This window comes from Serratia sp. NA_13 (assembly GCF_052691735.1).
Genome location: NZ_JBQZFV010000018.1, coordinates 1 through 11,904 on the forward strand (window position 1 = coordinate 1; position 11,904 = coordinate 11,904).

Here is an 11,904-nt window from a genome sequence, read left to right on the forward strand (position 1 = left end):
AAGGACCATGGATGGGCCTTGTAAGCAGGTAACAACGCTGCGGCTTGAAAGGCGACGGGCAGCCACGAACTTGGGATCGAAAAGCTATGACTTCACCGATTAGTTACACCTCACCCACGGTCAGTGTTGAAGCGCTGAAACACTCCATCGCCTATAAATTGATGTTTATTGTCGGCAAGGATCCGGCGATTGCCAACCAGCATGACTGGCTGAATGCCGTGTTGTTTGCGGTTCGCGACCGTATGGTGGAACGCTGGTTGCGTTCTAACCGTGCGCAACTTTCACAGGATGTGCGTCAGGTGTATTACCTGTCGATGGAGTTCCTGATCGGCCGCACGCTGTCCAACGCCCTGCTGTCGATGGGAATTTATCAGGATATTGACGACGCATTGAATGAGATGGGGATGAGTCTGGGTGAGCTGCTGGAGGAAGAGAACGATCCTGGCCTCGGCAACGGTGGCCTGGGGCGGCTGGCGGCCTGTTTCCTTGACTCGCTGGCGACGCTGGCGCTGCCGGGACGTGGCTACGGCATTCGTTATGAATATGGCATGTTCAAACAAAATATCGTCAACGGCCAGCAGATGGAATCCCCGGACTACTGGCTGGAATATGGCAACCCGTGGGAATTCCCACGTCACAATACTCGCTATAAGGTGCGTTTTGGCGGCCGCATTCAACAGGAAGGCGCCAAGGCACGTTGGGTAGAAACCGAAGAGATTATTGCCGCCGCTTACGATCAGGTGATCCCCGGTTTTGATACCGATGCGACTAACACGCTGCGGTTGTGGAGTGCCCAGGCCAGTAATGAAATCAACCTGGGTAAATTCAACCAGGGGGATTACTTCGCGGCCGTTGAGGATAAAAACCACTCGGAGAACGTCTCACGCGTGCTGTACCCGGATGATTCCACCTATTCCGGACGTGAACTTCGCCTGCGACAGGAGTATTTCCTGGTGTCGGCCACGGTGCAGGATATCCTCAACCGCCACTGGACGATGCATAAAAGCTTCGACAACCTGGCAGACAAGATTGCCATTCACCTGAATGACACCCACCCGGTACTGTCGATCCCGGAACTGATGCACCGGTTAATCGACGAGCATAAATTCAGTTGGCTGGATGCCTGGGCCGTGGTGGAAAAGGTGTTCTCCTATACCAACCACACGCTGATGAGCGAAGCGCTGGAAACCTGGCCGCTGGATATGATTGGCCGGATCCTACCGCGTCACCTGCAACTGATTTTCGAGATTAACGATCACTTCCTCAAACACGTACAGGAAGTCGCACCGGGTGACAATGACCTGCTGGCGCGAGTGTCGATCATTGATGAAACCAATGGCCGTCGGGTGCGTATGGCCTGGTTGGCGGTGGTGGCCAGCCACAAGGTTAACGGCGTTTCCGCACTGCATTCCGAGCTGATGGTGCAATCACTGTTTGCCGATTTCGCCCATATCTTCCCCGATCGTTTCTGCAACAAAACCAACGGTGTTACGCCACGCCGCTGGCTGGGGCTGGCTAACCGTCCGTTATCCGCCGTACTTGATGACAGTATCGGCCAGACCTGGCGCACCGATCTCAGCCAACTGAGCGAGATAAAGGCCAATGTCGACTACCCGAGCTTCCTGCAGGCAGTGCAGGCCGCCAAACGGCAGAACAAGGAGCGACTGGCTACCTACATCGCCAAAACGCTGAATGTGGTGGTCAACCCGGACGCGCTGTTCGACGTACAGATCAAGCGTATCCACGAATACAAACGGCAGTTGCTCAACGTACTGCACGTGATCACCTTGTATAACCGTCTGCTGCAGGATCCGGAAGCCGAGCGGGTGCCGCGGGTGGTGATCTTTGCCGGCAAGGCGGCTTCGGCCTATTACGCCGCCAAGCAGATCATCCGCTTGATCAACGATGTCGCCAAGGTGATCAACAACGATCCGCGCGTGCATACGCAGTTGAAAGTGGTGTTTATCCCGAACTATGGTGTCAGTCTGGCGCAGATGATCATTCCGGCGGCGGATCTTTCCGAGCAAATCTCACTGGCGGGCACCGAGGCGTCCGGCACCAGTAATATGAAGTTTGCTCTTAACGGCGCGCTGACTATCGGCACGCTGGACGGAGCTAACGTAGAGATGCTGGAACACGTGGGGGAGGAGAACATCTTTATCTTCGGCAATACCGCCGAGCAGGTAGAAGAACTGCGACGCAACGGTTACAACCCGCATCTTTACTATGAGCAGGATCCAGAGTTGCATCAGGCGCTGACTCAGATCGCTACAGGTGCTTTCAGCCCTGAGGAGCCAAAGCGCTACAGTAACCTGTTTGATTCACTGGTTAATCTGGGCGATCACTATCAACTGCTGGCCGATTACCGCAGCTATGTGGATACGCAGGACAAGGTGGATGAGGTGTATCGTAATCAGGATGACTGGACGCGGCGGGCAATATTGAATATCGCCAACATGGGCTACTTCTCTTCCGACCGTACCATTCAGGAGTATGCGGACGAAATCTGGCACATCAAACCTATCAAGCTGTAAATACAAAAGGGCCGGATTTCCGGCCCTTTTAACGTTTAGCGGTTTACGATGCCAGAGACAGCGTTTTCACTTTCGCGTGTTCTGCCAGCCAGGCTTTTACCCGTGCCTGCTGTGCTTCGTCCAGCCACATACCCAGCTTGGTACGGCGCCAGATAGCGTCATCAAGTTCCACCACCCATTCTTTGTCGATCAGGTAGCGCAACTCGGCTTCATGCAGGCCATGACCGAAATCTTCGCCCAGGTCGCTGAGGCTATTGGCATTGGCCAGGATCAGCTCGCTGTGGCTGCCGTAGGTGCGGGCAAAGCGGCGTGCCAGGGATTCCGGCAACCAGCTGTGCTCACGGCGCAGTTTTGCGGCGTAGCTGTCGCGATCGCCACCGATATCCCCCCCTGGAAGCGAACCGTTTTTGGTCCACGCCGGGCCACAGCCAGGGTAGTAGTGCGCCAGTTTTTCCATCGCATGCTCAGCCAGCTTGCGGTAGGTCGTCAGTTTGCCGCCGAATACGGACAGCAACGGTGCTTTACCCTGCTCGTCATGCACGTCCAGCGTGTAATCCCGGGTCACCGCCTGCGGCGAGTCTGACTCGTCGTCGCACAGCGGACGCACGCCAGAGTATGTCCAGACGATATCGTCACGGCCCAACTGCTTCTTGAAGTGGTCGTTATACACTTTAAGCAGATAGTTGATTTCGTTATCGTCGATCTTCACGTCTTTCGGATCGCCGTGATACTCCACGTCGGTGGTGCCGATGATTGAGAATTCGTCATTCCATGGGATCACGAAGACTATACGGTGGTCTTCGTTTTGCAGAATATAAGACTGTGGCTGCTCGTGTACGCGCGGCACCACGATGTGGCTGCCTTTGATCAGACGGATGCCATAAGGGGATTTCAGCTTCAGACCATCGTCGAAGAAGTGCTTCACCCATGGGCCGGTGGCGTTCACCAGGCCCTTGGCGCGCCAGGTAAAGGTTTTGCCACTGTCGACGTCGACAGCTTCCACAATCCACAGGCCGTTTTCACGCCATGCGCGGGTCACTTTGGTGCGGGTGCGCACTTCGCCACCGCGCTTTTCCACTTCCTGGGCGTTCAATACCACCAGGCGAGCATCGTCAACCCAGCAGTCAGAATATTCGAAACCGCGCTTCAATTCAGGCTTCAGCACCGATTCTGGTCCAAAGCGCAAACCCTTGCTGCCTGGCAGACTGGTGCGTTTACCCAAGTGATCGTACAGGAACAGGCCAATACGGATCATCCAGGCTGGGCGCAGGTGCGGCTGATGCGGCAGACGAAAACGCATTGGGAAGGCAATATGCGGTGCCAGTCGCAGCAGTACTTCACGTTCGGCCAGCGCTTCGCTCACCAAACGGAATTCGTAGTGTTCCAGGTAGCGCAGGCCGCCGTGGATCAGTTTGGAACTGGCGGAAGACGTAGCACAGGCCAAGTCTTGCGCTTCCAGTAGCAGAACGGACAGCCCGCGCCCGGCAGCATCGGCCGCGATGCCGGCACCGTTGATGCCGCCACCGATAACGATCAAGTCTTTGGTTTCCACGTCAACTTCCTCCAGATGTTCGAAATAGCTCTTTCATGTTCGTTTTCGCTCATGATTGTAATCAAAAACCAACAAACAAGCCAAGACTTAACCAAACAAAAACATTTAGGCGTGATAGAGGTAACAGTTTGGTGATAGTAGGTATACAAAAAGAAGGGTTATTTAGAGATGGAATGACCGGGGCCAGCAGGCTGAACCCCGGAGAAAACGGCAGGAATAACGGAGGTAAAAAGCGGTACCGCAGGGTTAAACGGGATGGAAAGGGCTTAGCACAGTTCGAGCTGTACGTCGTACTGCTCGATGATTTTCATCACGCTTGGCGGTGGCAGTTGGTCGGTAAACAGATAGTCGATCAGGTTCATGTTACCGAGGTTGACCATCGCGTTACGGCCGAACTTGGAATGGTCGGTCACCAGCATGACGCAGCGCGAGTTTTCGATAATTGCGCGTTTGGTGCGCACTTCGTGATAGTCGAATTCGAGCAGCGAGCCGTCCATATCGATGCCGCTGATACCGAGAATGCCGTAATCGAGACGGAACTGGGAGATAAAGTCCAGCGTGGCCTCGCCCATGATGCCGCCATCGCGGGTGCGGACTTCGCCACCGGCCAGGATCAGACGGAAATCTTCCTTGGCAGTCAGCAGGGTGGCGACGTTCAGGTTATTGGTCACCACGCGTAGGTTCTTGTGGTTCATCAGTGCATGAGCGACCGCTTCCGGCGTGGTGCCGATGTCGATAAACAGCGTGGCACCGTCCGGGATTTGGCTGGCGACGCGTTGGGCAATACGCGCTTTCTGTTCCGACCACATCACTTTACGATCGTTGTAGGCGGCATTGACCGAACTGGAAGGCAAGGCTGCCCCACCGTGGTGGCGTTGGATTTTGTTCTGATCGGCCAGGTCATTTAAATCACGGCGAATCGTTTGCGGGCTGACGTCAAAATGTTCGACCAGTTCTTCCGTGCTGACATACCCCTGCAGGCGCACCAGCTCGATAATTGCGTCATGACGCTGTGTTTGCTTCACGGTAATCCCCTATACCCTAAATAATTCGAGCCGTATCGCGGCGGTAAGTCCGTGAATCCCCAAGAGCATAGCGAACTATGTGACTGGGGTGAATGGACGCAACCAACAAAGATGCAGCTTGAAGTATGACGGTTATAAAACGCCTGGCTTGTACCTGGCTGTTATTGTTCGTTGTGCGCGCGATGACGCGTGTCCCAAAATGCCATCAATAACCCTAACACTAAACCGGCTACGTGTGCCGCGTTAGCGATCGACATTCCTAAAATATCGAAATATCCGGCCACCAGCCACAGAACCGAAAACACCATCAGGCCGCGTGGCAGCATCAGACCGCGTTCCGGTGCACGTTCGCCGCTAAGCCAACAGTAACCCATCAGCGCATAGACTACGCCGGACAGGCCACCGAACAAGGCACCGCTGAACAGCGATTGCGCCCAACCGCTGAAAAAGGCCGAGACCACCGCCAGCACGAACAGCTTGCCGGCACCGAGGCGTTTTTCCATCGGGCCGCCGAGATACCACCACCACATCAGGTTAAAGGTGATGTGCAGCAGCGAGAAATGCAGGAAAGCATGGCTGACCCAGCGCCACAGTTGCAGGTACTGGCTGCTGTTTTGCGGCCAGGAGAGCCAGTACATCACCGTGTCGTCACCCAGCGCCTGCATCAGGATATATACCGCAATGCACAACACCATCACGCCGAGCGTCAGCGGCCCGGCTTTGCTGCGCAGGATTTGCAGATAGGAGAAGCCCTGATAGTGCAGGTCGGCTGCGGTGTTGCCGGCCTGCCAACTGGCGGCGCGATAGCGACTGTTAAGCGGGTCGATCAGGAACTGCTGCAGTTCGTGCTGCACCTGCTCCAGATGGCTGTCGTCCGCCAGCCAGATTTCCGCCGCCTCGCCGGTATTGTGCACCCTAAGCTCAATGCCCTGTGTCGTCATGTAGTCGACAAAGGCCTGCGCCAGGCGGGGATTGGATACGGCGATTACTCTAACCATGGCTTTTCCGTCTAAGTGAATGATTTTAGCCGTCGGTTTACCCCGATGGCGTTGACGGCCGATTATACCGTCGAAATCCTGAGCGCAGGCAGCAGATCTGCGAAAAACCCGCAAAAACACTCACTAAAAGCGCGAAAAAGGAACCCGCCGCAGACGGCGGGGGAAGGATTATGAGGAGGTTTCAACGTCCTGAGGATATTGGCGTGCCCAGGCCTCGAAGCCGCCGTCAATGCTGTACACCGCGTCAAACCCCTGATGCAGCAGATATTGCGCCGCGCTGCGGCTGCTGTTGCCGTGGTAGCACATCACCATCACCGGCCGCTCAAAGTCATTCTGCTGCATAAAAGTCTGCAGGCTGGCGTTGGTAAGGTGAAAAGCGCCTGGCGTGTGCCCGGCTTCAAAACTCTGTGGATCGCGGATATCGACCAGGGCAGCACTGCCGTCTTTCCAACGGCTGTATGCCTGCTCAACGTTGATCGCTTCAAACTGTTCCATGACTGCCGACTGCCTCGTAATTAGTAATGTCGCTATTGTAACCAACTCCGAGGCAATTAAGACCAGAGCGACGTTGTGGGTTTTTAGACCAACTGGACTTCAACGCCCTGCAGGCGAAGCTGTTCTACGATAGCAGGGGCGGCTTCGCGGCCGGTAATCACCATGTCGATTTGCTCGGTACGGCTGAACAGCATGCCTGCACGTTGACCAATTTTACTGCTATCGACCAGCACCACCAGTTTACCGACATAGTTCAGCATCTTCTGCTCGGCCATGGCGGTTAACATATCTGTTTTGTACAGGCCGTCGGCGGTGAGGCCAATGCCGCTGGTGAACATCCAGTGGCCGGCATACAGCGAAGCGTCGCCGTCCTGCGGTGCCAGGGTGATTGATTGGGTTTTATTGTACTGCCCACCCATGATCACTACGCTGTCATGCTCTTGCTCGATCAAATAGTTGGCTAATGGCAGGTAGTTGGTGATGACTTGCACGTCTTTACCGCACATCTCGCGTCCCAGCAGGAAAGCGGTCGAGCCACAGTTAATCACTACGCTTTCGCCCGGCTGGCACAGCTGCGCTGCCGCTTTGGCAATACGCATTTTTTCGTCCAGATGCTGGGCCTGGTGGATATTGAGTGGCGTCCATGCTGCGCGAGGGGTACTGGTGGCTTCTGCGCCATTGCGAACCTTACGCAGTTTACCGATTTCATTCAGTTTGTTGATATCGCGGCGCGCGGTGGCGGGGGATATTTCAAATGCCGTAATCACGTCCGCTACGGAGATCTGCCCCTTATGCTGTAAGAGATCGAGAATGGCATTATGGCGTTGGGACTCAGTCATGCAGGCTCCATCAGGGAGTGGGGACACTTTTTTTGATTATATGCGCACCTTCTGACGATTTGAATCATTGCTGTTCAAAAGTGCGCATAGGTATGACATCAAAATGCCCCATAGCCTGGTTACAGGAAGGATTTGAAAGGCAAATCGGGTTCAAGGGTAAAGCAGTCGTCAAAACCGCGTGGGTAGTGGTACTCCAGATTATCCTTGTCCAGCGGCCAGGTAAATTTGCCGCCAACCTGCCAGATAAAAGGCTTGAATCCGTATTGGAGCCGATCCTTTTTCATTTCCCAAAGCATGCGGATTTCCTGCGGGTCCGCCTGGAAATTAGACCATATGTCGTGATGGAACGGGATCACCAGTTTGGCGTTCAATGATTCCGCCATGCGCAGAATGTCGGCGCTGGTCATTTTGTCGGTGACGCCACGCGGGTTCTCGCCGTAGGAACCCAGCGCCACGTCGATCTGATGATCATTACCGTGTTTGGCGTAGTAGTTGGAATAGTGCGAGTCACCGCTGTGGTACAAGTTGCCGCCCGGTGTTTTGAACAGATAATTTACCGCTCGCTCGTTCATGCCGTCCGGCAGCACGCCTGCGGCTTTTTGTTCCACCGGCAGCGTGATCAATGCTGTGCGGTCAAAAGCATCCAGCGCGTGGATTTCCACATCTTTGATTTTGATTACGTCCCCCGGTTTTACCGTGATGCAGCGTTCGCGTGGTACCCCCCAGCCGATCCAGATGTCCACGCAGCTTTGCGGCCCGATAAAAGGCACCGAAGCCGCGCAGTTCTGCATCACGGCGGCGGCGACGTTCACGTCGATGTGATCGTTGTGATCGTGGGTGGCCAGGACGGCATCAATGTCCTTGATCGCAAAAGGATCGAGCACAAAGGGGGTGGTGCGCAGGTTGGGTTGTAATTTTTTCACCCCGGCCATGCGTTGCATCTGGTGGCCGTTCTTCATCAGTGGGTTGCTGTGGCTTTGTTTGCCGGTACCGCACCAGAAATCAACGCACAGGTTTGCGCTTCCTTCCGATTTCAGCCAGATGCCGGTGCATCCCAGCCACCACATGGCGAAAGTGCCTGGCGCGACCTGCTCGCGTTCAATTTCTTCATTCAACCAGGTTCCCCATTCAGGGAAGGTGTTCAGTATCCAGGATTCGCGCGTAATCGTTGCGACTTTGCTCATGGTTAACCCCTCATCATTTGCGGTTCATTGTTTTAAATAATCACATATAATCATTTTAAGATTTAATGTGATCGATTTTGACTGAATCTAGCACCGTTTTTTTATGCTGGCAATGCAGTAAGGCGTTTGGCTTGTCACCGGGTTATCTGCGGGACATGGATTTAAAATGCGTAAAAGGTAATTTAATTCAATGGGTAATCAACGGAGTGAATCTTAGGGTGTTGAATCAACATAGAATTATTTTATATCTTGCGAGGTTGTTCACAAATAATCATTTATAATCTTTTTGTGATTCTTGGTGATTGGTATGGTGAGGATGTTCCTGCGTGACTGCGACGCCTGGCTTGGTGCTGGTGGCGTCCGCCAATGCGCAATAAGCATGCAAACGCTACCAGGAGAGCCAGATGGACACCCTCTACACCATTTTCACCGTTTTTTTTAATCAGGTGATGACTAACGCCCCCTTGTTGCTGGGGTTAGTCACGCTGCTTGGCTATGTGCTGTTGCGTAAAAGCGCAGCGGTGATCATCAAAGGCACCATCAAGACGATTATCGGCTTTATGTTGCTGCAAGCCGGTTCCGGTATTTTGACCAGCACCTTCAAACCGGTGGTGGCGAAGTTATCGGAGGTGTACGGCATCAACGGGGCGATTTCTGATACCTACGCCTCAATGATGGCCACCATTGAGCGTATGGGTGACGCCTACAGCTGGGTTGGCTATGCAGTGCTGCTGGCGCTGGCGCTCAATACCCTCTATGTACTGCTGCGGCGTATTACCGGTATCCGCACCATCATGCTCACCGGTCATATCATGTTTCAACAGGTTGGGCTGTTAGCCGTATTTTTCTACATCCTGGGCTATGGGATGTGGACCACCGTATTGTGCAGTGCACTGCTGGCCTCGCTGTATTGGGGGATAACCTCCAACATGATGTTCAAGCCGACTCAGGCAGTAACCGAAAACAGTGGCTTTTCTATTGGCCACCAACAGCAGTTCGCCTCATGGGTGGCCTATAAAATCGCCCCTTATCTGGGCAAAAAAGAAGACAGCGTGGAAGCATTGAAACTGCCGGGCTGGTTGAATATTTTCCACGACAATATCGTTTCCACCGCCATCGTCATGACGCTGTTCTTCGGCATCATTCTCTGCTCATTTGGCCTGGATACGCTGCAGGCCATGGCCGGGAAAACGCACTGGACGATTTACATTCTGCAAACCGGGCTGATGTTTGCGGTGGCGATTTTCATCATTGTTCAGGGCGTGCGCATGTTTGTGGCCGAGCTGACTGAAGCTTTCAATGGTATTTCTCAACGGCTGATCCCCGGCGCGGTGCTGGCGATTGACTGCGCCGCCATTTACAGCTTTGCACCAAATGCCGTGGTTTGGGGCTTTATGTGGGGCACCATTGGCCAGTTGATTGCGGTGGCGGTGCTGCTGGTGCTCGGTTCTTCCATCATGATCATTCCCGGTTTTATTCCGATGTTTTTCTCTAACGCCACTATCGGCGTGTTTGCCAATCATTTCGGCGGCTGGCGTGCCGCCATGAAAATCTGCCTGGTGATGGGCATGATTGAGATCTTCGGCTGCGTCTGGGCCGTCAAGCTGACCGGGCTGAGCGCCTGGATGGGGATGGCGGACTGGTCGATTCTGGCACCGCCATTGATGCAGGGCCTGAGCCTGGGCCTGTGGTTTATGGGGGTGGTGATTGTGATTGCACTGCTTTACATGTTCTTCGCCGGGCGCGCCCTGCGCGCGGAAGAAGATGCGGAAAAACAGCTGGCTGAAACGGCCTCACAGTAACGGGAGAGCACCATGACAGTACGAATTTTGGCGGTATGCGGCTGCGGACAAGGCAGCTCGATGATCATGAAAATGAAAGTCGGTCAATTCCTTACCCAGCAGGGCGTAAAGCATACGGTGAACAGCTGTGCGGTCGGGGAGTACAAATCCGAACTGGGCGGCGCTGACATCATTGTCGCGTCGACCCATGTGGCGGATGAGATTGTCGTCAGTGGCAACAAGTATGTGGTCGGCGTGCGCAATATGCTTTCTGCGACCGACTTTGGCCCCAAGTTGATGGAAGTGATTGGGGCGCATTTCCCCAAAGACCTGAGCCAGTGAGGGAACGACCATGAAACTGAGTGACTCACTGGCACAGAACAAATCAGTCCTGCTGCAGGCAGAAGCCACCGATTGGCGGCAGGCGGTGAAATTGGGCGTTGATCTGTTGGTCGCCGCCGAGGTGGTGGAACCCCGCTATTTCAACGCCATCTTGGCCGGCGTTGAACGACACGGCCCCTATTTTGTATTGGCTCCGGGGCTGGCGATGCCGCACGGTCGTCCGGAAGAAGGGGTACTGAAAACCGGTTTTGCTTTGGTCACGTTGAAAACGCCAGTGTGCTTTGGCGATGAGGATAACGACCCGATCGATATCTTGATCACCCTGGCTGCGGTGGACAGCCGTACGCATCAGGAAGTTGGCATTCTGCAGGTGGTAAACCTGTTTGAAGACGAAGCCAATTTTGATCGCTTGCGCGCCTGCCGCACGGTGGCTGAGGTACTGGATTTAATCAATCAAACGTCCGCGGCTGCGGCAACGCATTAATCAGGAGAGCATGATGACCCAACATTTACCTATGCTGCAGGTGGCGCTGGATAACCAGTCAATGGACGATGCCTATCGTACGACACGGTTGATCGCCGACGAAGTCGACATCATTGAAGTGGGCACCATTTTGTGCGTGGCTGAAGGGGTGCGTGCAGTGCGCGACCTGAAAGCCTTGTACCCGGATCGGATCGTATTGGCGGACGCTAAAATCGCCGATGCGGGTCAGATCCTGGCACGCATGTGTTTTGAGGCCAATGCTGACTGGATCACCGTGATTTGTTGCGCCGATATCAATACCACCAAAGGTGCGCTGGCCGTGGCGAAAGAGTTCGATGGCGACGTGCAGATCGAACTGACCGGCTTTTGGACCTGGGAACAAGCGTTGGAGTGGCGTCAGGCGGGCGTGCAGCAGGTGGTTTATCACCGTAGCCGCGATGCACAGGCTGCCGGTGTGGCCTGGAGCGATGAAGATATCGCCGCTATTCGGCGCCTTGCCGATATGGGGTTCAAGGTTACCGTCACCGGTGGGCTTGCGTTGAGCGATCTGCCGCTGTTCCAGGGCATTCCCATTCATGTGTTCATCGCCGGGCGCAGTATTCGCGATGCTGCGGATCCGGTGGCAGCGGCACGTGAGTTCAAGCGCGCTATTGCTCAACTGTGGGGGTAA

Annotated in this window: 11 protein-coding genes; 5 read left to right on the plus strand and 6 right to left on the minus strand. The window is 54.6% G+C overall.

All coding sequences use genetic code 11. The annotated features are described in order from the left end of the window. Nucleotides 1–86 precede the first annotated feature (86 nt). Nucleotides 87–2,534, plus strand: coding sequence for a glycogen phosphorylase (gene glgP, locus ACUTSU_RS19860; protein ID WP_445654633.1), 2,448 nt, complete (start codon nt 87–89; stop codon nt 2,532–2,534). 43 nt (nt 2,535–2,577) lie between these two features. Here glgP and glpD read toward each other — a convergent pair whose 3' ends face one another. The 6 genes from glpD to ulaG form a co-directional block, all read right to left on the minus strand. Continuing rightward, nucleotides 2,578–4,086: a glycerol-3-phosphate dehydrogenase gene (gene glpD, locus ACUTSU_RS19865; protein WP_445652806.1), complete on the minus strand. Its 1,509-nt coding sequence runs from the start codon at nt 4,084–4,086 to the stop codon at nt 2,578–2,580. Between the two features lie 266 nt (nt 4,087–4,352). Further along, entirely contained in the window at nt 4,353–5,111 is a 759-nt protein-coding gene (locus ACUTSU_RS19870; RefSeq protein WP_020837378.1) for a DeoR/GlpR family transcriptional regulator, read from the minus strand. A gap of 161 nt (nt 5,112–5,272) precedes the next feature. Further along, on the minus strand, nt 5,273–6,109 hold the full coding sequence (glpG, locus tag ACUTSU_RS19875) for a rhomboid family intramembrane serine protease GlpG (protein ID WP_445652805.1): 837 nt from the start codon (nt 6,107–6,109) through the stop codon (nt 5,273–5,275). A gap of 168 nt (nt 6,110–6,277) precedes the next feature. After that, nucleotides 6,278–6,604 (minus strand): thiosulfate sulfurtransferase GlpE, encoded by a 327-nt coding sequence (glpE, locus tag ACUTSU_RS19880; protein WP_445652804.1) that lies wholly within the window; start codon nt 6,602–6,604, stop codon nt 6,278–6,280. A gap of 83 nt (nt 6,605–6,687) precedes the next feature. Further along, nucleotides 6,688–7,443 carry an HTH-type transcriptional regulator UlaR gene (ulaR, locus tag ACUTSU_RS19885; RefSeq protein ID WP_445652803.1) on the minus strand — a complete coding sequence of 252 codons (756 nt, stop codon included), beginning with the start codon at nt 7,441–7,443 and terminating at the stop codon, nt 6,688–6,690. Between the two features lie 119 nt (nt 7,444–7,562). Further along, nucleotides 7,563–8,627, minus strand: coding sequence for an L-ascorbate 6-phosphate lactonase (gene ulaG, locus ACUTSU_RS19890; protein WP_217331882.1), 1,065 nt, complete (start codon nt 8,625–8,627; stop codon nt 7,563–7,565). 404 nt (nt 8,628–9,031) lie between these two features. Here ulaG and ulaA point away from each other — a divergent pair, with 404 nt between their 5' ends. The 4 genes from ulaA to ACUTSU_RS19910 are packed head-to-tail and all read left to right on the plus strand — an operon-like array spanning nt 9,032 to nt 11,904. Next, on the plus strand, nt 9,032–10,429 hold the full coding sequence (gene ulaA, locus ACUTSU_RS19895; RefSeq protein ID WP_445652802.1) for a PTS ascorbate transporter subunit IIC: 1,398 nt from the start codon (nt 9,032–9,034) through the stop codon (nt 10,427–10,429). A 12-nt stretch (nt 10,430–10,441) separates the two neighbouring features. After that, complete coding sequence (gene ulaB / locus ACUTSU_RS19900; RefSeq protein ID WP_445652801.1) at nt 10,442–10,750, plus strand: PTS ascorbate transporter subunit IIB; 309 nt, start codon at nt 10,442–10,444, stop codon at nt 10,748–10,750. 10 nt (nt 10,751–10,760) lie between these two features. Beyond that, a complete protein-coding gene (gene ulaC, locus ACUTSU_RS19905) occupies nt 10,761–11,234 on the plus strand; it encodes a PTS ascorbate transporter subunit IIA (protein WP_445654634.1) in 474 nt (157 codons plus the stop codon). Between the two features lie 13 nt (nt 11,235–11,247). Continuing rightward, complete coding sequence (locus ACUTSU_RS19910; protein WP_445652812.1) at nt 11,248–11,904, plus strand: 3-keto-L-gulonate-6-phosphate decarboxylase UlaD; 657 nt, start codon at nt 11,248–11,250, stop codon at nt 11,902–11,904.